Origin of the sequence: Ramlibacter sp. (assembly GCF_035554825.1) — a bacterium.
Classification (GTDB): Bacteria; Pseudomonadota; Gammaproteobacteria; order Burkholderiales; family Burkholderiaceae_C; genus Ramlibacter.
Window position 1 is genome coordinate 1 of sequence record NZ_DATMHS010000056.1, and the last position, 21707, is coordinate 21707.

The window sequence follows — 21707 nt, forward strand, 5'->3', positions numbered from 1 at the left end:
ACCACACCGAAGCGCTGGTCTCGATCGACGTCAACTCGGCCCGCGCCATCAAGGGCGGCGACATCGAGGAAACCGCCACCCGCACCAACCTGGAAGCGGCCGACGAAGTCGCGCGCCAGATGCGGCTGCGCGACCTCGGCGGCCTGATCGTCATCGACTTCATCGACATGGAGGAGTCGAAGAACCGCCGCGAGGTGGAGAACCGCCTGCGCGACGCGCTGCGGCAGGACCGCGCCCGCGTGCAGTTCGGCACCATCAGCAAGTTCGGCCTGATGGAGATGAGCCGCCAGCGCCTGCGCCCGGCGCTGTCCGAAGGCGCTTCGATCCCCTGCCCGCGCTGCGGCGGCCACGGCCACATCCGCGACACCGAGAGCTCGGCGCTGCAGATCCTGCGCATCATCCAGGAAGAGTCCATGAAGGACGGGACCGCCGCCGTGCACGTGCAGGTGCCGGTCGAGGTCGCCTCCTTCCTGCTGAACGAGAAGCGCACGGAGATCGCCAAGATCGAGTTGAAGCAGCGCCTGAGCGTGATCATGGTGCCGAACAAGACGCTGGAGACGCCCCACTACCGGCTGGAGCGCCTGAAGCACGACGATCCGCGCCTGGACAACCTGCAGGCCAGCTACCACATGGCCGAGGACTTCGAGGCCGAAACCACCGTCACGCGCCGCACCCACGAGCGCACCAACAAGCAGGAACCGGTGATCAAGGGCGTGCTGCCCGACGTGCCGGCCCCGATCGCCGAACCGAAGCCCGAGCCCGTCAAGGCCGCCGCCCCGGCGCCCGCCGCAGCCGCCCCGGCGCCGGCGGTGCAACCGGCGGAGTCCGGCTTCATCGGCTGGATCAAGTCGCTGTTCGGCGTGCCGGCGCAGCCGGCGCCGGCTGCGGCCGCCGCACCGGCGGCCGCACCAGCGGCCAAGGAAGAACGGCGTGAAGGCCGCGGCGACGGACGGCGCGGCGGCCGCGGCGGCCGCGATGGCGACCGCCACGGCGGGCGCCGCGGCGAAGGCCGTGGCCGCGACGAGGGCCGGCGCGAGCGGGTCGCCGCCGAAGGGGCCGAGGGCCAGCCGGCGCGGGCCCCCGAAGGCGGCCGCCGCGACGAGCAGCGGCGCGACGACCAGCAGCGCCGCGGTGATCGCCAGCGCGGCGAACGCCAGGAGCGCGGCGAAGGCCGCGCCGACGAGCAGCAGCGCGAACCCCGCCCGGCGCGTGGCGAGCGCCAGCCCCGCGGCGAGCGGCGCGACGAGCGTGTGAGCGCCGAAGGCCAGCCCGCCGATCTGCAGGCGGTCGAGGGCGGCAGCGGCGAAGCCAGGCAGGAGCGGCCGCCGCGCGGCGAGCGGGGCGAAGGCCGGCGCGAGCGCGGCGAAGGCCGGCGTGAGCGCGGCGAGCGCGGCCAACGCGGCCAGCGCGAAGCGACCCCGGCCGAAACGGCCGAAGTGCAAGCCCTGGCCGGCGCCGCCACCTCCGTGGGCGAGGTCGTCGAGATGCGCGACGGGCAGACACCGCCCGCCGCGGACGCGGTGCTGGAGTCGCACACCCATCAGGATGGCAACCGCTCGCGCGACGAGGGCGAAGAGCGCCGCGACCGCCGTTCGCGCGACCGCTACGGCCGCGACCGCCGCGAGCGTGGCGACCGCCAGCCGCGCGAGGAGGCGGCGGCCGCACCGGCGGCGATGACCGAAGCCGCCGAGCCGATGGAGGACAGCGCGCCATCGCGCATGCGCTATCCGAGCGCGTTCGCGACCGAGGAAGGGGCCGAGGAAGCGGCGCCGGCGCAACGCGCCGTGGCCGCCGCCGCGCCCGCGCCCGCGCCCGCGCCCGCGCCCGCGCCGGTGTCGGCGCCGGCAACGGCACCCGCGCCTGCCACGGCACAGCCGGCACACGCCCCGATGCCGAAAGTGCAGCCGTTCCAGCTGCCCGTGGGCGAGCTGGCGCAGATCGCCGAAGGGTCGGGGCTGCAGTGGGTGAACTCGGACGCCGACAAGATCGCGGCCGCCCAGGCGGCGATCGCGGCGGAGCCGCGGCCGGTCCACGTGCCGCGCGAGCGGCCGCCGCTGGTCGTCGTGGACGAGGGTCCGCTGGTGCTGGTGGAGACCAAGCGCGACCTGGGCGAGATGCGCCTGCCGTTCGAGCAGGCCAGCCTGCTGTAAGCCTCAAGGGTGGGCGCTGGCGCGCCCCCGCTCGCGGACAGCCGGACCGTGCGTCCGGCTGCCTTGCTTTGGCGCGCGGCTAATCGTTCGCCGCCCGCTTCCACGCCTGCTCGGCCGCGAGCGGGTCGCCGCGCTCTTCCGCCAGCAGGGCGAGCGCGCGCCAGGCGTTGCGATGCAGCCCCGGATCGCGCAGTCCGACCGCCGCTTGGCCCATCAACTGCTGGGCCTTGCCCCACAGCTGCCGCTTCACGCATGCCACGGCCGCGAGGTACTGGAGCGTCGCGTCACGGGGATTGTCGCGGTGCGCCGCCTCGATGCGGGCCAGCCAGGTGGGGTCGATGCTGTCCAGCCCGTCCTCCAGGGCGACCACCAGCCGCACCTTCAGGTTGTCGTCGAGACGGTCGTGCTGTTCCCACACCGGCAGCAGCCAGTCGCGCGCGAGGCCGGCGTCGCCGCCCAGCGTCGTGAGCCGCTGCGCCGCGTGGATCGCCAGCTCCGGCATGGCCCGCTCGGCGGGCTCCAGCGACTCCCAGGCCCGCTGCAACTGGGCGATGTCGTGCGCATCGTTCAGGAGGTCGGCCGCCAGTCCGCGGACGATGCTGTGCGCCGCATCGGGCGAAAAGGCGCGGTGCTTGGCCAGCAGCCGCGCCGTCTCCAGCGCCTCGCCGGTGTGGCGCGACAGGCGCGCCGCCTTGAGCTTGATCCGAAGCGCCAGCGTGCGCCGCGCCGCGCCTTGCGGCAGCCCCTGGAGCCATCCCATGGCGGCTTCCGGATCGCGGTCCTGCAGCGCCCAGCGGGCGGCGCGCATCAACGCGCCTTCGCGCGTCTCCTGCGTATCGCGCGCCGGGGCCTGGGCCAGCGCCTGCTGCAGGTGCTCCTCGCGCGCCGCGCGGTCTTGCAACGCCTGCGCGCTCTCGGCCGCGAGCAGGTGCGCCAATGCCCGGACCTGCGCCGAGTTCGCGAGCTTCTGCTCGCCGGTGCGCAAGGACTTTTCCTGGGCCAGCGACAGCTCCGCCGCCTTGCGCGCCCGGATGAAGCGGCCGGCCAGCAGGTGCGAGATCGAGTCGAGCAGCGACGCATGGACCGCGCGCTCCTTTTGCTGCGCCCGCCAGCGCAGCGCCTGGCGCGGCAGGTCGAACAGGGCCGCCAGCGCGCCCAGCGCCGCGTGCAGGAAGGCGAAGGCGAGGAACGCCAGCAGCAGCACCAGGTTGAGCGAAAGATCGACCCGGTACGGCGGCCAGAACAGCGTCACCGTACCCTGGTTGTTGCCGGCGAACAGCGCGATCGCCACGGCGACCGCAAAGAGGGCGAGCAGCCACAACGCAGCCCGCATCTCAGAGGCCTCCCCGGTGCGCCATCAGACGGATTCGCAGCAGCGGTGCCATCGCTATCGTCCCGCGGCAGTGGTGGCCAGCACCGCGAGGGTTTCGTCGATGCGCGGCAGTTCCACCGTGCGCAACTGCCCCTGGACCTGCTGCAGCAGGCCGGCGGCGGCCTGGGTGCGGCGCGACGAGGCATCGAAATACTTGCGCAGCGCCTGCGCCGCGGCCGCGACATCCGCCCGGGCGGCGTCGGTCTGCCGGGACAACAGCCCGAGGCGCGCATTGAGCAGCTTCAGCTTGAGGTTCTCGCGCACGAAAAAGCCCTGGTCGGGCGCGAGCAGCATGGCCTCGGGCTCGTCGATGCGGCTGACCCGCACCAGGCCCCGCGCCTCCTCCCGGATGTCCAGCCAGGCACGCTCCCACCACTGCGCCGGGGTGGCCGGCTTCTTGCGCGCGGCCGGCGCCGGCGCCGGCGCCGGCGCCCCGACGGCATTGGCCAGCGGCAGCTCGTCGACCAGCCGGGCCAGCTCGTCGAGCTTGACGAGCAGCCCGGGCACGTCGGAGACGCTGGCGACCCGAATCCGGTCGATGTCGCGCGCGATCGCGGCCCGGGCCCGGGACAGCCGGGTCTGGCCCGAGCGCTCCAGGCGCTGGTCGGCGCCGCGCAGCGCGGCCAGCAGCGGCTCCGCGCTGCCGGTGAGCTGGGCCTGCTGCTGCGCGAGCCGCAGCGCCGATTCGATGTCGACCACCAGGTTCTCGTCGCGTGACCGCGAGAGGCTCTGGATCAGCTCCTCGAGCTGGGAGCGCTGCAGCGCCACCTCGCCCACCCGCGTTTCGGTCAGCGCGAGCCGCGCCGCCGTTTCGCGGGCGAGTTCCTGGGCCTGCTTGGCGGCGGCCCGCGCCTCGATCGAGGTGCTGCCGGCGTCGGCGCTCTGGCGGGCCAGCTGTTCCTGGATGTTGGACAGCTTCTGCCACAGCAGCACGCTGGAGACGAGCGCGGCGGCGGCCAGCGCCAGCAGGAAATACAGCACCCCGCGGGCGACGACCATGCCGGCCTGGCCCGGCGCGGCGGCGGCGTCGGAGACTTCCACCACGGGCACCTGGCTGTCGACGATGGACTGGCTGGGAGGCGGTGAACTCATCGAAACGATTCTAGGACCGCCACCACCGCGTCCACGGCCGGTCGTGACTCGCAAACAACACCGAAGCCGGCGCGACGCGCGGCATGCGCGATGCGCGGATGCGTGGCGACCGCGCGCGAGCCGCGCCAGTCCTGCTGCGGCAGCAGCTCGGTGAGGTGGGCGATCGCTTCGGAGCTGCTGAAGAGCCAGACGCCGCCGGCGCGCGCGAGCGCGAGTTGCGCCGCCGTCAGCTGGGGAGCCCCGCGCCGATAGGACACGACCGTGTCCACGACGGCCCCGACCGAACCGAGCCGCTCGGCGAGCCAGTCGCGCCCGGCGGCGGCGCCCTGCGCATCCCCGCCACGCACGATCAGCACCCGGTCGCCGGTCCGCACCTGCGGGGCCACCTGCGACCACAGCGTCTCCGAGTCGAACTGGACGGCGCTGGCCGGCGGCGCGTCGATGCTGGCGCCCGGCACGCCCGCGGCGATCAGCGCCGCGTGCGTGCCGGCGCCGGTCGCCCACGCCCGGGCTGCCGGCGGCCAGGCCATGCCGGCCGGCCGGCTGCCGAAGAAATGACGCACCGCATTGCCGCTCACGAACATCGCCGCGCGGCAGGCGGCGAGCCGCCGCCACGCGTCCTGCACCGGGGCGGCGTCGGCCACCGGAAGAATGGCGATCAGGGGAAACGCCTGGGCGTCGAAGCCGCGCTGGCACAGCTCGTCGACCCAGCGCCGGGCTTCGTGTTCCGGTCGGGTGACGAAGACGCGCACGGCGTCCGGCGGGCTAGTGGGCACCCGCCGCGCGCAACTGGCCCGCCACGCCCGTGCCCAGCTCGGCGGCGCGGGTCAGGTCGGCGATCGGGGCGGCCGACTGCGCGCGCGCCAGCGGCACGGCGCCATCGGGGTCGCCCCATGCGGCGCGCAGCTGCAGGTATTCGCCCGACACTGTGGCGTAGGCGGCCAGCGGCATCGAGCAGCTGCCGCCCATCGCGCGGCTGACCGCGCGCTCGGCGGCCACCGCCAGCCAGGTGGTCTGGTGGGCGAGCGGCGCCAGGATGTCGATCAGGTCGCGGCGATCGGCGCGCACTTCGATGCCCAGCGCGCCCTGCCCGGCGGCCGGCAGCATCTGCTCGGGCTCGAACACCTGGCGGATGCGCTGGCCCAGGCCCAGGCGCTTGAGCCCGGCGGCGGCGAGCACGATCGCGTCGTAATTGCCTTCGTCCAGCTTGCGCAGGCGGGTGTCGAGGTTGCCGCGGAGCGGCTCGATCTTCAGGTCGGGCCGCAGCGAGCGCAGCAGCACCACGCGGCGCAGGCTGGAGGTGCCCACGACGGCGCCGGGCGGCAGCGCGTCGAACGATGCGTGGCGGGTGGAGACGAAGGCGTCGCGCGGATCCTCGCGCTCCATGACGCAGGCCAGGGCGAAGCCTTCGGGCAGGTCCATCGGCACATCCTTGAGCGAGTGCACGGCCAGGTCGGCCTGCCCCTGCTCCAGGGCGACTTCGAGCTCCTTGACGAACAGGCCCTTGCCGCCGACCTTGCTGAGGCTGCGATCCAGGATCTGGTCGCCCTTGGTCGTCATGCCCAGCAGCGAGACCTCGTGGCCGCGCTGCTCGAGCAAGGCCTTGACATGCTCCGCCTGCCACAGCGCGAGGCGGCTTTCGCGGGTGGCGATCACGAGTTTGCTCACTGTCCTCACCTGTTCGTCGAGTCTTCCGGGGAATGTCGATGCTAGCATGCGGCCTGCCGAAAATTTAAGCAGCCCCCGAGCGCGCCCCGAAGAGAACCCGCCTGATGCCAGAAACCCCGGAAGCGGCGCGTCGCGCCAAGGACAACGAACGGCCCCTGCGCGAGGACATCCGGCTGCTGGGACGCATCCTCGGCGACACGGTGCGTGAGCAGGAAGGCGCCCAGGCCTTCGAGCTGGTCGAGCGCGTGCGCAAGCTGTCCGTGGCGTTCCGGCGCGATGCCGACCAGGAGGCCGATCGCGCCCTCAAGACGCTGCTCAAGTCGCTCAGCGGGGCCCAGGCAGTGAGCGTGATCCGCGCCTTCACCTATTTCAGCCATCTCGCCAACCTGGCCGAGGACCGGCATCACATCCGCCGGCGGCAGGTGCACGAACGCGCCGGGGACACCCAGGACGGCAGCGTCGAGGTCGCGCTGGCGCGCCTGCGCTGGGCCGGCATTTCGCCGCGCATGGTGTCGCACACGCTGGCCCAGAGCCACATCTCGCCGGTGCTCACGGCGCATCCGACCGAGGTCCAGCGCAAGAGCATCCTCGATGCCGAGCGCGCCATCGCCCGGCTGCTGGCGCAGCGCGACGAGATCCGGTCGCGCGCCCTGCCCAAGGACGCCCTGGCGCCGCGGGAGCTGGCGGCCAACGAGGCGCAGCTGCGGGCCAGGGTGCTGCAGCTGTGGCAGACGCGGCTGCTGCGCTTCACCAAGCTGACGGTGGAGGACGAAGTCGAGAACGCGCTCAGCTACTACGAGGCGACCTTCCTGCGCGAGATCCCGCGGCTCTACGCCGGCCTCGAACGCGAGCTCGGGCAACACCCGGTGGCCAGCTTCCTGCGCATGGGCCAGTGGATCGGCGGCGACCGCGACGGCAACCCCAACGTCGGCGCCCACACGCTGGAGTACGCGCTGCGCCGCCAGTGCGAAGTGGCGCTGCGGCACTACCTGACGGAGGTCCACTACCTCGGCGGGGAGTTGTCGCTGTCGACCCTGCTGGTGGGCGTGACGCCGCAGATGCAGGCGCTGGCGGACAGCTCGCCCGACACCAGCGAGCACCGACGGGACGAGCCCTACCGCCGCGCGCTGGCCGGCACGTACTCGCGGCTGGCGGCCACGCTGCGGGAATTCACCGGCGGCGAGGCCGCCCGGCACGCGGTGGCGCCGCAGAACCCGTACCGCCGCGCCGAGGAGTTCCTCGCCGACCTGCGCACGATCGAAGCCTCGCTGCGGGAACACCACGGCGCGGCGCTGCTCGCGCAGCGGCTGCATCCGCTGATGCGCGCCGTCGAGGTGTTCGGCTTTCACCTGGCGACGGTGGACCTGCGGCAAAGCTCCGACCAGCACGAGCGCGTGGTCGCCGAGCTCCTGTCGGTGGCGGGCATCGAGCCGGAGTACGCCGGCCTGCCGGAGGATGCGCGGCGCCAGCTGCTGTTGCGGCTGCTGGCCGACGCCCGGCCGCTGCGCGTGATCGGCGGGCAGTATTCCGGGCACACGCAAGGCGAGCTCGCCGTGTTCGAGATGGCCAGCCACCTGCGCGAGCGGTTCGGCCGTGACGCGATCCGCCACTACATCATCAGCCACACCGAGACCGCCAGCGACCTGCTGGAGGTGCTGCTGCTGCAAAAGGAGGTGGGACTGCTGACCGGCACGATCGACCGGCAGGGCGTCGCCAACCTGATCGTGGTGCCGCTGTTCGAGACCATCGAGGACTTGCGCAACGCCCCGCTGATCATGCGCGACTTCTATGCGCTGCCGGGGGTCGCCCGGCTGGTGCAGCGCTCGGGCGCCGAGCAGGAGATCATGCTGGGCTACAGCGACAGCAACAAGGACGGCGGCATCTTCACCAGCAACTGGGAGCTGTATCGCGCCGGCATCGCGCTGGTGGAGCTGTTCGACGAGATGGCCAGCCGCGGCCCCGGAGGCTCGAACGGCGCGCCGGGCATCGGACCGGTCCCGATCCGGCTGCGCATGTTCCACGGCCGCGGCGGCACCGTCGGCCGCGGCGGCGGCCCGAGCTACCAGGCGATCCTGGCGCAGCCGCCCGGCACGGTGCGCGGCCAGATCCGGCTCACCGAACAGGGCGAGGTGATCGGCTCCAAGTACGCGAACCCCGAGATCGGACGGCGCAATCTCGAGACCCTGGTCGCCGCCACGCTGGAAGCGACTTTGCTGCAGCCGGCCAAGGCGCCGGCCAAAGCCTTCCTCGCCGCCGCCGAAGCGCTGTCGCGCGCGAGCATGGCGGCCTACCGCTCCCTGGTGTACGACACGCCGGGTTTTGCCGACTATTTCTTCGGCGCGACGCCGATCCGCGAGATCGCCGAGCTGAACATCGGCTCGCGGCCGGCCGCGCGGCGCCCGTCGCGCCGGATCGAGGACCTGCGCGCGATTCCCTGGAGCTTCAGCTGGGGCCAGTGCCGCTTGACCCTGCCCGGCTGGTACGGCTTCGGCACGGCGGTGGAACAGTTCCTCGCGGGCGATGGGGCGCCGATCCGGGCCCAGCGGCTGGCGCTGCTGCAGAAGATGTACCGGCAATGGCCGTTCTTCCGCGCCCTGCTGTCGAACATGGACATGGTGCTGGCCAAGAGCGATCTCGCGCTCGCCGCCCGCTATGCCGAACTGGTCGCCGACACGCGCCTGCGCAAGCGCATCTTCCCGACCATCGCGGCGGAGTGGCAGCGCACCGTCGACGCGCTGGCGCTGGTGACCGGCGAGCGCCAGCGGCTCGCCTCCAACCCCGCCTTGCAGCGCTCGCTGCGCCACCGCTTCCCGTACATCGACCCGCTGCACCACCTGCAGGTGGAACTGGTGCGGCGCTACCGCGAGGGCAGCGCCGACGAGCGGGCCCGGCACGGCATCCACCTGTCGATCAACGGCATTTCGGCGGCCTTGCGCAACACCGGCTAGCGGCGGCCTCCGCGCGGGGTTCAGCTTCCGAGCAGCTCGCCGATCGGCTTGAGGTGGTCGACGCGGTCGCAGACCGCCTTCACCACCATCAGGATCGGGATGCCGAGCAGCAGGCCCCACACGCCCCACAGCCAGCCCCAGGCCAGCACGCCGATGAAGACCACCACCGGGTTCATGCTCGCCGTGCGGCTGGTGAGCCAGGGCACCAGCAGGTTGCCGACGACCGCGTGGATCGCCAGCGACGCCGCGGCGACCGCCAGCGCCTGGTCGACGGCGCCGAACTGCAGGAAGGCCACCAGCGCGGCCGCCCCGGTGATGATCGCCGAGCCGATGTACGGCACCATGTTCAGCACGCCGGCGCCGAAGCCCCAGACGGCGGCGTGCTTCAGGCCGAGCGCCCAGAACGCGAGGCCGGTGACCGCGCCGACGAACACGCTGGCGCCCACCTGCACCAGCAGATAGCGCTGGATCTGCGAGTTGATCTCGTCCAGCGCCTGCACGGTGATCTTCTTGTCGCTCAAGGTGTCCCCGCTGATCTTCACCAGCTTGCGGCGGAACGTGTCGCCCGACAGCAGCAGGAAGTAGGTGAGAAAGGTGACGACCGTGACCTGGCCGATCAGGCTGGCCAGCCCCACCGTTCCGCTCCACAGATGCGCGCGCACGTCGAACGTCGGCTTTTCGATCACCACCCGCTGCACCCCGCGCGCCGGGGCCGGTGTGCTGCCGGCTTCCTTGGCCGCCTGTTCCAGCTGGGCGGCCGCCTCCTGCACGGTGCCCAGCGTGCTGTCGCCGCGCCGGCCCTGCAGGTGCATGGCGTCGCGCAGCTTGCGCGCGGCTGCCGGCAGCGAGCTGACCAGCTGGTTGACGTCGTCGCTGAACGAATAGACCGCGCCGCCGGAGCCGGCGATGATGCCCAGGATCAGCACCGCGGCACTCAGCGCGCGTGGAATCCGCACCCGCTCCAGCCAGTCGACCACCGGCGACAGCGCGTAACTGAGCAGGAAGCCGATCATCAGCGGGATGAAGAAGCCGCTGGCCCAGCGCAGCGTCGCCAGCGAAGCCAGCACCGCCAGCACCACCAGCGACATGCTGCGCACGTTGACCGGCACGTGCAGCAACGCGTGCGACGGGTCCTGCGGGTCGGCCGGCACTGGCGCCGCAACCGGTTCGATCTGCTTGCCTGCTTCTTCCATGGGTCCTTTGTGTTGCCGGGCGGAAACGTGCCGCCTACATCGCCAGCGCTTCGCGCACCGCGCCGAGCTGGCGCCGCGAGACGGCGAGCAGCTCGTCGACGCCGTTGAGGCGGACCGCCCAGCCCTCGCCTTCCTCGGCGTCGTCCTGCCGCTCCAGCGCCCGCAGCGCGCGGCGCGACACCAGCGCGTTTCGATGCACGCGCAGGAAATGCGCCGCGTGCCGCTCTTCAAGCTCGCTCAGGGAAGCATCGAGGATATAGCTTCTGTTGAGGGTGCGCACGGTGATGTACTTGAGCTCGGCCTTGAAGTACAGCACCTCGCCGAGCGGCACCCGCTCGGTCCGGCCGCGGTCGTGGATCAGGAGCGTCTCCGCCGCATTCGCCGGCGCCGGCGCGCCGCGGCCCTGTACCAGCCGCTCGACCTTCTGCAGGGCCGACTGCAGGCGCTCCAGCCGCACCGGCTTGGTCAGGTAGTCGGCCGCCTCCAGCTCGAAGGCCGACACCGCATGCTCCGAGTAGGCGGTGACGAAGACGACGATCGGCGGCTGCGGCAGCGAACGCAGCGCCTGGGCCAGGGCCAGGCCGTCGGCCCCCGGCATGTGGATGTCAAGCAGCACCGCGTCGAACGGCTGCCGCAGCAGCAGGTCCATCGCCTGCGCCGCGTTGGCGGCCTCGCCGGCGGGCACGGCCGGCGGCGCCGTGCATTCCGCGAGCAGCGACCGCAGCCGCGAACGGGCGAGCGTTTCGTCATCCACCAGCAGCACGCGAAGCGTCATCACGTTTCACCGGCTCCCGCCGGCACCTCCATTCGTACCTGGTACACGCCGTCCTGCAGCACGGTCTGGAACTGCGCCTGCACGTCGTGCAGCAGGCGCAGCCGGTCGCGCACGTTGGCCTGCGCGACCCCGTTGCCGCCGCGGCCCTGGCCGGCCGGCACCGTGTTGGTCACCTTGACGACCACCATGCCGCCGCGCCGCTGCGTGCTGATCTTCACCTGCGCCCCCTCGGCGCTCGGTTCCACCCCGTGCTTGACCGCATTCTCCACCAGCGGCTGCAGCAGCAGCGGCGGCACCCGGGCGCTGCCGGCCCGCTCGTCGATCGCCCATTCGACGCGCAGGCGCTCGCCGAAACGCACCTGTTCGATGTCCAGGTAGCGGCGGGCCAGCGCGACTTCCTCGGCCAGCGTGACCGAGTCGCCGGGCTCCGCCAGCGCATGGCGGAACAGATCGCTCAAATCCTCCAGGATCGCCTCGGCCCGCGCCGGGTCGTCGCGCACCAGCGCCACCGCGCTGTTCAGGGTATTGAAGAGGAAGTGCGGGCGGATCCTGGCCTGCAGCTCCGCCAGCCGCGCCGCCGTGTCGGCCGGCATCCGGCTGCGGGCGCGCAGCAGCAGCGCCGTGACCAGGGCCGCCGCCAGCAAGGCGCCGGTGGTGGCGGACGCCAGCCATGGCGTCGGGTCGGGGAAACCCGTGAGCACCAGCAGCGCGCAGCCGAACAGGCCGGCCAGCGCGCCCAGCGCCATGCCGAACCCATGCTGCGCGGCCGGCGACAGGCCGGCCAGCACGGTCTTGAGGCTGCACGCGACGATCAGCCAGACCAGCGTGCCGGGCAGGGTGGCGCCGCTCAGGAAAGCCACGCGCCAGAGCCAGTCCAGCGGATTGGCGGCCCCGAACATGGCGCCGGCTGCCATCACCGTTTCGACGAACAGCACGGCCCGCAGCACCACGCCGACCTGACAGGCGTCGAAGACCAGCACCGGCGCCGCCCGCGGCGGCGCCCGCCCCGCGCCGGGCAGGTCCTGGAAGGCCGATAGAATTTGCGAGTCCTTCATCCGGGTCGTCCCCTCGTACCCGATTATTGGTGATCCTCGCCTCTCCTGCGCCACGGGCCCGGGAAACGGGCCCCTCCTCCCGAACCATGAGTCAACTCGAACAGAAATCCAGCAGCTGGTCGGCCCTTTTCGCCGAGCCGATGAACGAGCTGGTCAAACGCTACACCGCCAGTGTCTTCTTCGACCGGCGGCTGTGGCGCGCCGACATCGAGGGCTCGCTCGCCCACGCCCGCATGCTGGCCGGCCAGGGCATCCTGGCGCAGGCCGACGTGCAGGCCATCGAGGCCGGCATGGCGCAGATCACGCGCGAGATCGAAGCCGGCCAGTTCGAATGGAAGCTCGATCTGGAGGACGTGCACCTGAACATCGAGGCCCGGCTCACCCAGATCGCCGGGGACGCCGGCAAGCGGCTGCACACCGGCCGCAGCCGCAACGACCAGGTCGCCACCGACGTGCGGCTGTGGCTGCGCGGCGAGATCGACCTGATCCTCGGCCTGCTGGCGGCCCTGCAGCAGGCGTTGCTGGACGTGGCCGAGCGCAACGCCGACGTGATCCTGCCGGGCTTCACCCATCTGCAGGTGGCGCAGCCGGTGAGCTTCGGCCACCACCTGCTCGCGTATGTCGAGATGTTCAGCCGCGACGCCGAGCGCCTCACGCAGGTGCGGGCGCGGGTGAACCGGCTGCCGCTGGGCGCCGCCGCGCTGGCCGGCACCAGCTATCCGCTGGACCGCGAGCGGGTCGCCCGCGAACTGGGCATGGACGGCGTGTGCCAGAACTCGATCGACGCCGTGAGCGACCGCGACTTCGCGATCGAATTCACCGCCGCCGCCTCGCTGGCGATGGTCCACATCAGTCGCTTCTCCGAGGAACTGGTGCTGTGGATGAGCCAGAACTTCGGCTTCATCCGGATTCCCGACGGCTTCACCACCGGCTCGTCGATCATGCCGCAGAAGAAGAACCCGGACGTGCCGGAACTCGCGCGCGGCAAGACCGGGCGCGTGGTCGGCCACCTGATGGGGCTGATCACGCTGATGAAGGGCCAGCCCCTGGCTTACAACAAGGACAACCAGGAGGACAAGGAACCGCTGTTCGACACGGTGGACACCTTGAAGGACACGCTGCGCATCTTCGCGGACATGGTGGCCGGCATCACCGCGCAGCCCGAAGCGATGGAGCGCGCCGCGCTCAAGGGTTACGCGACGGCGACCGACCTGGCCGACTACCTGGTGAAAAAGGGCGTGCCGTTCCGCGACGCCCACGAGACCGTGGCCCACGCCGTGAAGACCGCCATGGCGCAGCAGCTCGACCTGGCGCAGCTGCCGCTGGCCGAACTGCAGCAGTTCAACCCAGCGATCGGCGAAGACGTGTACGAGGTGCTGTCCCCGCGCGGCTCGCTCAACGCCCGCGATATCCTCGGCGGCACCGCGCCGGCGCAGGTCCGCGCGCAGATCGCGCGCCACCGCGCGCGGCTGGCCTGACGGTCGCGGGCCGGCGCGCCGCGTCCCCGCCGCGCCGGCAGCAGCCCATTCGCTGACAACCCACGGAGAACAAGAGGAGACCAGCCGTGACCGTCATCACCAACATCGAGGACCTGCGGGTCCTGGCGCAGCGGCGGGTGCCGCGGATGTTCTACGACTACGCCGACACCGGCTCGTGGACCGAAAGCACCTACCGCGCCAACGAAGCCGACTTCGACAAGATCCTGCTGCGCCAGCGCGTCGCGGTGAACCTCGAGAACCGCACCACGCGCACCACGATGGTCGGCCAGCCCGTCGCCATGCCGGTGGCGATCGCGCCGGTCGGGCTCACCGGCATGCAGCACGCCGACGGCGAGATCCTGGTGGCCAGGGCGGCCAAGCGGTTCGGCATCCCGTTCACGCTCTCGACCATGAGCATCTGCTCGATCGAGGACGTGGCGCAGGCGACCGGCAACCACCCGTTCTGGTTCCAGCTGTACGTGATGCGCGACCGCGGCTTCATCGAGCGGCTGATCGACCGCGCCAAGGCGGCCAACTGCTCGGCGCTGGTCCTCACGCTGGACCTGCAGATCATCGGCCAGCGCCACAAGGACCTGAAGAACGGCCTGTCGGCGCCGCCCCGGCTGACGCTGCCGAACATCCTGAACATGATGACCAAGCCGCGCTGGTGCATGGCGATGCTCGGCACCCCGCGGCGCGAGTTCCGCAACATCGTCGGCCACGTCAAGGGCGTGGAGAACATGGGATCGCTGTCGGAGTGGACGTCCAAGCAGTTCGACCCGGCGCTGTCCTGGGACGACGTCGAGTGGATCAAGAAGCGCTGGGGCGGCACGCTGATCCTCAAGGGCATCCAGGACGTCGAGGACGCGCGCCTGGCCGTGGACACCGGGGCCGACGCGATCGTGGTGTCCAACCACGGCGGGCGGCAGCTCGACGGCGCGCCCTCCTCGATCTCCGCGCTGCCGGCGATCGTCGAGGCCGTCGGCCACCGGATCGAGGTGCACATGGACGGCGGCATCCGCTCCGGCCAGCACGTGCTCAAGGCGATGGCGCTCGGCGCCAAGGGCACCTACATCGGCCGCGCGATGGTGTACGGCCTCGGCGCGATGGGACAGGCCGGCGTCGAGGCGGCCCTGCAGATCATCCACAAGGAACTGGACCTCACGATGGCGTTCTGCGGCCGCACCGACATCAACACGGTGGACCGCAGCATCCTGCTGCCCGGGACCTTCTGACGGTCAGCGCCCGGGGCAGTCGCAGGCGGGGGAGCCCTTGTCGAACACGATCCGCCAACGGCCGGGGGCCTCCAGCCGCCAGACGCTGGTGAAGCGGCCGATCGGCCTGCCGTCGGCATCGTGCACCGGGCCCGAACTGAGAGCGAGGGCGCCGGACGCCAGCACTTCGACCTCCTCCGGCGCCCACGAGAACGGCGCCCGCGGTCCCTGGTAGAAGCGGCCCCACCAGGCGACCACCTGCTCCTTGCCGCGCAGCGGCGCCGGCCCGGAGAAGAACACGGCCTCGTCGGCGATGAACTCGGCGAAGGCCCGGTGGTCGCGGTCCGCCATGGTCCTGGCGAAGGCCCGCTCCACCGCCATCACCTCCTGGCGCAGTTCGTCATTGCCCGTCGCGCCGCCCCCGGCCTGCGCCATCGCGAGCGTGCATGCGGACAGCGCGGCGCCACCCGCTGCCCACCAGATCGATCGTGTCATGTCTGCCTCCGTTCCCGGTCCCGCGCGGCCGGCGCGTGTGGCTGCCTTGTTCGGGTCTGCTTGAACGCAGGCCCGCGGCCCCGCCTCGTTCTTGAGGAAAATCGCGATTGTGACCAAACTCCGCCGCATCGCCCATCTCGACATGGACGCCTTCTTCGCGTCCGTCGAGCTGCTGCGCTATCCGCAGTTGCGCGGGTTGCCGGTGGTGATCGGCGGCGGCCGGCGGTCGGTCGACGACGCCGTGCTGCGGGCGCACGCCGGCCTGCCCCTGAGCGAGATCCCGCCGGCGGCGTTCCCGCTGCTGCGCGACTACGTCGGCCGCGGCGTGATCACGACGGCCACCTACCCGGCGCGCCAGTTCGGCGTGGGCTCGGCGATGGGAATGATGAAGGCCGCCAGGCTGTGCCCGCAGGCGATCGTGCTGCCGGTGGACTTCGACGAGGTGCGCCGGTACTCGCGCCTGTTCAAGAGCACGATCGCCGAGATCGCGCCGCAGATCGAGGATCGCGGCATCGACGAGGTCTACGTCGATTTCACCGAGGTTCCCGGCGGGCAGCGCGAGGGCGGCCGGGTGCTGGCGCGGCTGATCCAGCGCGCGATCTTCGAGCGAACCGGCCTGACCTGCTCGATCGGCGTGGCGCCCAACAAGCTCATCGCCAAGATGGCGAGCGAGTTCAACAAGCCCAACGGCATCTCGGTCGTGCACGAGGCGGATGTCCAGGCGAGGATCTGGCCGCTGCCGGCGCGCAAGATCAACGGGATCGGCCCCAAGACCGACGAACGCCTGGCCAAGCTGCACCTGCGCACCATCGGCGACATCGCGGGCCAGCGGCGCGAGTGGCTGATCGACAACTTCGGGCAGGCCACCGGCGCCTGGCTGCACGATGCGGCGTGGGGCCGCGACGACCGCCCGGTGACGACCGAAAGCGAACCCGTCTCGATGAGCCGCGAGACCACCTTCGAACGCGACCTGCACGCGGTGCGCGACCGCGCCGAACTCGGCGCGGTGTTCACGCGCCTGTGCCAGCAGGTCGCCCAGGACCTGCAACGCAAGGGCTATGTCGGCAAGACCATCGGGATCAAGCTGCGCTATGACGACTTCCGCACGGCCACGCGCGACCACACCATCGCGTCCGCGACGGCCGATGCCAGGGAAATCCGTCGCATCGCCGGGCTGTGCCTGAAGCGGGTGGACCTGAGCCAGCGGCTGCGGCTGCTCGGCGTGCGGGTCGGCAAGCTGCTCAAGGCCGATGCCGCCGGGGCAGCGGCGAGCGAGCTCGCGCCACGCGCGGCCGAGCCGCCGGCGCCGGACACGCCCGACCTGTTCGAGCAGGCCGGCTGAGCCTCGCGCGGGGCCGCCCGCTCATTTGAAGGCGTCCTACCGCCTTCGGCCCCGTTGGCCTACATCAGCCCGGCCGTAGCGGTCGTACCTTGCAGCCCAGTACCACTTCATGGGGTTCAATCATGAAACGACAACTCCGGGCCCACCTCGCGGCCATGTGCCTGCTGGCGCCGGCCGCGTTCACCTTGACGGCCCTGCCGACCACCGCCGCCGCCCGGCCGGCGACGCCCGAAGTCAGTTCGCTGGAGGTCGCCAGCGACAATGGCGTCAATCCCGGCTCGCGCCTGCAATTCACGCTGCAGGGCACACCGGGCGCCCGCGCGTCGGTGCGCATCCGCGGGGTGCGCGATCCGATTCCGCTGCGCGAGACCGCACGTGGCGTCTACCGCGGCCAGTACATCGTCGGCCGCGCTGACGACATCGATACCGGCGACAAGATTCGCGCGATCCTGCGCCACGGCAACCGCACCGTCACCGCCAGCTACGACGTGCCGCCGGGGCTGCGCACGGTCGCCGTCGCCCCGCCGCCGCTGCGCATCGAGCGCTTCCAGGTCTCGACGCTCGAGCGCGTGGAGCCCGGCGCCGACATCGACTTCATGCTGGAAGGCGCCCCCGGCGCCGTGGCCGTCGTCGACCTGCCGGGGATCGCCAACAACGTGCAGCTGCGCGAAGTGCGGCCCGGACACTACGAGGGCAGCTACACCATCCGCCGCGCCGACCGGCTCGACCCCAACGGCCCGGTGGTCGCGACACTGCGGGCCGGCAACCGCGCCGTCACCGCGAACCTGAACCACCCGCTGGTGGTCGCCGACAACCGGCGCCAGGAAGCCGACAACCGCGCGCCGGTGCTGCGCGACCTGACGCCGCGCGAAGGCGACGTGGTGCCCGGCGGGCCCAACACCGTGGTGTCGGGGCAGTTCGGCGACCGCGGCGGCAGCGGCGTCGACCCGAACAGCGTGCGCATCATGGTCTCGGGCCGCAACGTGACGCAGGACGCCGAGATCAATCCGCGGTCGTTCACGTACCGCGCCCCGCTGCCACCCGGCCGCCACACCGTCGACGTGACGGCGCGCGACCGCGCCGGCAATACCCTGCGCCGCAGCTGGAGCTTCGAGGTCGCCGCGGCGGCGCCGGCCAACGTGCCGATCCAGATCCTGAGCCACACCAACAACGGGCAGGTGGACGGCAACGTCGCCCGCGTCCGCGGCCGCACGGCGCCGAACGCGACGGTCGACGTGCGGGTGGATGCGGTCCCGCCTGTCGTCGGCCAGTTCGGCGTGGCACAGCAGCTGCTGTCGCGCACCATCCAGGCCGACCGCAACGGGGACTTCGAGTTCAGCTTCACCTCGCCGTTCCCGGTGCCCGGCACGCGCTACGACGTCCAGATGGTCGCGCACAAGGCCGACGTGACCAACGAGGCACGCATCACGCTGTTCCAGCGCCAGGGCTGACGGGGCCTCCGCTCGCGGCGCCTGTCCCGAAGTTGGCAGGCGCCGCCCGGTCTGGCCGCTACAGTGCGACAGCCGCCCGCCATGGGCGGCTGTCGCACATGGAGACCCCGCATGCACTGCTTCACGCTGACCGAGCAGGACCACGTCGCGCACCTGGTTCTCGATCGTCCCGACGCCATGAACACGATGGGGCCGGCTTTCTGGCGCGAGCTCGACGAGGTGCTCGTGCGGCTGCACGGCGCTGGCGACGCCCGGGCCCTGGTCATCTCGTCGACCGGCAAGCATTTCAGCGCCGGCATGGCGCTGGAAACCTTCGGCGGCGCGATCACGCTCGACGACGCGACGCCGGAAGGCCGCAGCGCGGTGTTCGACCTGCTCACCGACATGCAGGCGACGTTCACCAGGCTGGAGGCGCTGCGCATGCCGGTCATCGCCGCGATCCACGGCGGCTGCATCGGAGGCGCCGTCGACATGGTGACCGCCTGCTGCATCCGGTACGCCACGGCAGATGCGTTCTTCTGCATCCAGGAAATCAACATCGGCATGGTCGCCGACGTCGGCACCCTGCAGCGCCTGCCAAAGCTGGTGCCGCTGGGCATCGTCAAGGAGCTCGCCTACACCGGCCGCCGCCTGCCGGCGCAGCGTGCGCTCGCCTGCGGCCTGGTCAACGAGGTGTTCGAATCGCAGCCGGCCATGCTCGACGCCGCCATGCGGTGCGCGAAGGAGATCGCCGCCAAGCCGCCGGTGGCGATCTGGGGCAGCAAGCAGGCGATCCACTACGCGCGCGACCACTCGGTGGAGGATTCGCTGCGGCAGATGGGCTGGCTGCAGGGCGCCATCTGGAGCACCCGGCACGTGCGCGAGGCGGTGCAGGCGATGAAGCAGAAGCGCGCCGCCACGTTTCCGGGCCTGCCGCCCCTGCGGTCCTTCCGCGACGGCGCCTGATCGCCTTTACTGGCGCGCGGTCCGCACGCTCGCCGGGACCGCCGTCGGATGGCTGGTGCGGAACGGATTGATGTCCAGCCCGCCGCGCCGCGTGTAGCGCGCGTACACCGACAGTTTGACCGGGCGGCAGCGGGCCCGGATGTCGGTGAAGATCCGCTCGACGCACTGCTCGTGGAATTCGTTGTGGTTGCGAAAGCTCACCAGGTAGCGCAGCAGGCCGCCCTGGTCGATCTGCGGTCCGCTGTAGCGGATCTGCACGCTGCCCCAGTCCGGCTGTCCCGTGACCAGGCAGTTGCTTTTCAGCAGGTTGCTCACCAGCACCTCCTGCACCGGCTGCTCGTCGAACGCGGCCGTGAGCAACTCCGGCGCCGGGGTGTACTGCGTGCATTCGATGTCGAGGCGGTCGAGATTGACGCCGTCGAGCTCGTGCACCTGCTCGCGGTCGAACTCCTCGGGCAGGATCAGGCGCACGCCGACCGACGACGGAGCCTGGGCGCCGCGCCAGACGGCCTCGCTGATGTCGGTCCGGATTCGCTGCCGAACCTCCTCGGGTGTCGCGAACGGCGTGTTGCTGAAGCTGGTGAGGTACAGCTTGAACGACTTGCTCTCGACCAGGTTGGGCGTCTCGCAGGGCACCGTGACATGCGCGATCGCGACCTGGGGCTTGCCGCGCGGGGTGAGCCAGCTCAGCTCGTAGGCGGTCCACAGGTCGGCCCCGAAGAACGGCAGCGAGCCGGTCAGGCCCAGTTCGGCCCGCTTGGGCGCGCGCCCGATCGGGAACAGCAGGCTCGGATCGTAGTGGTCGACGCACGCCGCGGGCTTGCCGAGCTGCGACTGTTCGGGGGTGTTGGTCATGGGGCGCAAGCTCCCTTCAGGTGCGGCACCGGCGGCCCTTCAGACGAACGGCCGCTCGCGCAGCCACTTGGTGGCGATCCATTTGTCGCCGGCGAGCACGGGTGCGCCGCCATGCAGGGTCTTGGTGCTCGGGTGCGCCCGGTCGTAGCTGAAGAACACCGCATTGCCGCGTTTGGGCGCCACCTCGAGGTGCACGTCGGGAAACACGGTGCCGCCGCCCTTTTCCGGCTCGGCGAGATAGATCACCAGGGTGCCGACGCGTTGCCCGCCGCGCTTGAGGATGGTCGGCGTGCCGGGTTGCTCGGGATCGAAATAGTCGTAGTGCGGCTTGTACTCGGTGCCCGGCTCGTAGTGCAGGACCTGCAGCCCCTCCCCGTGGTCCACCGGCCAGTTGACGAGCCGTGCGATGCGGGCCTCGATGCGCCGCACCAGTTCGTTCTCGCCGCGCTGGAAGAACATGCCGTGGCTGGTGCGGTCCTGGTTGACTTCCTCGCCGCCGGTCTGGGTCTGCACCGTGAGCGACCGGGCCAGGCGCGGCCGCGCCAGCGCGATCAGCGCCTCGCATTCCTCGTCGGACAACAGGCTGCCGAACACGACCACGCGCGGGCTGGCCATGGTCTGCACCACGTACACCCGGCGGTCGCCGGCGTCGAGGTACAGGGGCGATTCGTCCAGCTCGGGCTCGGGCACGTTGACGGCCGGCGGCAGTCCTTGCTGCACCGCCTGGTGCTCCAGGTGGCCGCGCAGGGTCGTCTCCATCGCCTCGACGGCGACGTCCTCCTGCCAGCCGGCGTCCAGCATAGCCTTGAGCACCGCCTCCGCGCTGTGGCCGGCCTGCGCCTGCTCCACGATCCACTGCCGCAGCTGCGGCGTCACCTGCTGTGTCGACGTCGTACTCATTGTTCTCCCCTGCGCCTGAACACCAGGCGGTCGGCGTCGGATGCACCGGCGTCGAACGAATATCCTTCCAGATCGAAGCCCCGCAAGGCCGCCGGCGCCTCCAGCCGGTGCGTGATGGCGTAGCGCGCCATCAGGCCGCGGGCCCGCTTGGCCGAAAAGCTGACGATCTTGTAGCCGCCGCCCCGCCACTCCTCGAAGACGCAGTCGATCATGCGCGCCTTCAGGGCCCGGCGGTCGACGACCTTGGCATATTCCTGCGAGGCCAGGTTCACCACCACCGGCGCCTTCTGCGCCGCCGCCTCGCGGTTGAGCGCCTCGGCCAGCCGCGTCCCCCAGAACTGGTACAGGTTGCGCGCGGCGCCGACGGACAGCGCCGTGCCCATCTCCAGCCGGTAGGGCTGCATCCAGTCCAGGGGCCGCAGCATGCCATACAGGCCACTGAGCATCCGCACATGGTCCTGGGCCCAGGACAGGTCATCCGGCCCGAGCGTCCTGGCGGCCAGGCCCGCATAGACATCCCCGTTGAAGGCGAGGACCGCCTGGCGCGAGTTCCTGGCCGTGAACCGCGGCGACCAGGCCTGGTAGCGGGCGACGTTGAGCGCGGCCAGCGGGTCGCTCAGGTCCATCAGCTGCGCCACCTGCGGCGGCGTCAGCCGCCGCAGCACCGAGATGAGCTCGGCGGACTGCTCGACGAACCGCGGCCGGGTGTGCGGCAGCTCGGGCAGCGGCGATTCGTAGTCGAGGGTCTTGGCCGGGGAGAGCAGGAACAACATC

General features: G+C 71.6%; 18 protein-coding genes. 7 read left to right on the forward strand and 11 right to left on the reverse strand.

Features of this window, described 5'->3' with window-relative positions:
• A partial coding sequence (locus tag VNT59_RS06110; RefSeq protein WP_325497434.1) for a ribonuclease E/G occupies nt 1-2150 on the forward strand: 2150 nt, incomplete at its 5' end.
• Nucleotides 2151-2229: 79 nt separating this feature from the next.
• Here VNT59_RS06110 and VNT59_RS06115 read toward each other — a convergent pair.
• From VNT59_RS06115 to hemC, 4 genes are read right to left on the reverse strand one after another with little or no spacing between them, the layout of a single operon-like run.
• The gene (locus VNT59_RS06115) at nt 2230-3483 is read right to left on the reverse strand and encodes a heme biosynthesis protein HemY (protein ID WP_325497435.1); all 1254 of its coding nucleotides are present in this window, start codon (nt 3481-3483) and stop codon (nt 2230-2232) included.
• A 54-nt stretch (nt 3484-3537) separates the two neighbouring features.
• Nucleotides 3538-4614, reverse strand: a complete 1077-nt coding sequence (locus VNT59_RS06120; protein ID WP_414708349.1) for a uroporphyrinogen-III C-methyltransferase — start codon at nt 4612-4614, stop codon at nt 3538-3540.
• Nucleotides 4611-5366, reverse strand: coding sequence for a uroporphyrinogen-III synthase (locus VNT59_RS06125; RefSeq protein WP_325497436.1), 756 nt, complete (start codon nt 5364-5366; stop codon nt 4611-4613). Before VNT59_RS06125 ends, VNT59_RS06120 begins: the two co-directional genes overlap by 4 nt.
• A 13-nt stretch (nt 5367-5379) precedes the next feature.
• Nucleotides 5380-6330, reverse strand: a complete 951-nt coding sequence (gene hemC, locus VNT59_RS06130) for a hydroxymethylbilane synthase (protein WP_414708350.1) — start codon at nt 6328-6330, stop codon at nt 5380-5382.
• A gap of 56 nt (nt 6331-6386) precedes the next feature.
• Between hemC and ppc the strand changes: the two genes are divergently transcribed.
• On the forward strand, nt 6387-9230 hold the full coding sequence (gene ppc / locus VNT59_RS06135) for a phosphoenolpyruvate carboxylase (RefSeq protein ID WP_325497438.1): 2844 nt from the start codon (nt 6387-6389) through the stop codon (nt 9228-9230).
• Between the two features lie 20 nt (nt 9231-9250).
• On the opposite strand, the gene VNT59_RS06140 is transcribed toward ppc, so the two are convergent.
• The 3 genes from VNT59_RS06140 to VNT59_RS06150 are packed head-to-tail and all read right to left on the reverse strand — an operon-like array spanning nt 9251 to nt 12253.
• Complete coding sequence (locus tag VNT59_RS06140; RefSeq protein WP_325497439.1) at nt 9251-10423, reverse strand: AI-2E family transporter; 1173 nt, start codon at nt 10421-10423, stop codon at nt 9251-9253.
• A 34-nt stretch (nt 10424-10457) separates the two neighbouring features.
• Nucleotides 10458-11198 (reverse strand): LytTR family DNA-binding domain-containing protein, encoded by a 741-nt coding sequence (locus tag VNT59_RS06145; RefSeq protein WP_325497440.1) that lies wholly within the window; start codon nt 11196-11198, stop codon nt 10458-10460.
• Nucleotides 11198-12253, reverse strand: a complete 1056-nt coding sequence (locus tag VNT59_RS06150) for a sensor histidine kinase (protein ID WP_325497441.1) — start codon at nt 12251-12253, stop codon at nt 11198-11200. The genes VNT59_RS06145 and VNT59_RS06150 overlap by 1 nt, the downstream gene beginning before the upstream one ends.
• Nucleotides 12254-12339: 86 nt before the next feature.
• Between VNT59_RS06150 and argH the strand changes: the two genes are divergently transcribed.
• Nucleotides 12340-13731 (forward strand): argininosuccinate lyase, encoded by a 1392-nt coding sequence (gene argH, locus VNT59_RS06155; RefSeq protein WP_325497442.1) that lies wholly within the window; start codon nt 12340-12342, stop codon nt 13729-13731.
• Nucleotides 13732-13817: 86 nt separating this feature from the next.
• Nucleotides 13818-14966: an alpha-hydroxy acid oxidase gene (locus VNT59_RS06160; RefSeq protein ID WP_325497443.1), complete on the forward strand. Its 1149-nt coding sequence runs from the start codon at nt 13818-13820 to the stop codon at nt 14964-14966.
• Between the two features lie 3 nt (nt 14967-14969).
• On the opposite strand, the gene VNT59_RS06165 is transcribed toward VNT59_RS06160, so the two are convergent.
• Nucleotides 14970-15440, reverse strand: a complete 471-nt coding sequence (locus VNT59_RS06165) for a nuclear transport factor 2 family protein (protein ID WP_325497444.1) — start codon at nt 15438-15440, stop codon at nt 14970-14972.
• A 142-nt stretch (nt 15441-15582) separates the two neighbouring features.
• Here VNT59_RS06165 and dinB point away from each other — a divergent pair, with 142 nt between their 5' ends.
• The 3 genes from dinB to VNT59_RS06180 all read left to right on the forward strand — a co-directional run bounded on the left by dinB (nt 15583) and on the right by VNT59_RS06180 (nt 19178).
• On the forward strand, nt 15583-16782 hold the full coding sequence (gene dinB / locus VNT59_RS06170; RefSeq protein WP_325497477.1) for a DNA polymerase IV: 1200 nt from the start codon (nt 15583-15585) through the stop codon (nt 16780-16782).
• Between the two features lie 122 nt (nt 16783-16904).
• Entirely contained in the window at nt 16905-18233 is a 1329-nt protein-coding gene (locus VNT59_RS06175; protein ID WP_325497445.1) for a hypothetical protein, read from the forward strand.
• Between the two features lie 111 nt (nt 18234-18344).
• Nucleotides 18345-19178 carry an enoyl-CoA hydratase-related protein gene (locus VNT59_RS06180; protein WP_325497446.1) on the forward strand — a complete coding sequence of 278 codons (834 nt, stop codon included), beginning with the start codon at nt 18345-18347 and terminating at the stop codon, nt 19176-19178.
• A gap of 6 nt (nt 19179-19184) precedes the next feature.
• Here the strand turns inward: VNT59_RS06180 and queF are convergent, their stop codons facing one another.
• Genes queF through yaaA form a run of 3 tightly spaced genes read right to left on the reverse strand, consistent with a single transcriptional unit; the run spans nt 19185 to nt 21706 of the window.
• Nucleotides 19185-20033, reverse strand: coding sequence for an NADPH-dependent 7-cyano-7-deazaguanine reductase QueF (queF, locus tag VNT59_RS06185; protein WP_325497447.1), 849 nt, complete (start codon nt 20031-20033; stop codon nt 19185-19187).
• Between the two features lie 39 nt (nt 20034-20072).
• Nucleotides 20073-20933, reverse strand: a complete 861-nt coding sequence (locus VNT59_RS06190) for a 2OG-Fe(II) oxygenase (RefSeq protein WP_325497448.1) — start codon at nt 20931-20933, stop codon at nt 20073-20075.
• Complete coding sequence (gene yaaA / locus VNT59_RS06195; protein ID WP_325497449.1) at nt 20930-21706, reverse strand: peroxide stress protein YaaA; 777 nt, start codon at nt 21704-21706, stop codon at nt 20930-20932. The genes VNT59_RS06190 and yaaA overlap by 4 nt, the downstream gene beginning before the upstream one ends.
• Nucleotide 21707: the final 1 nt, after the last annotated feature.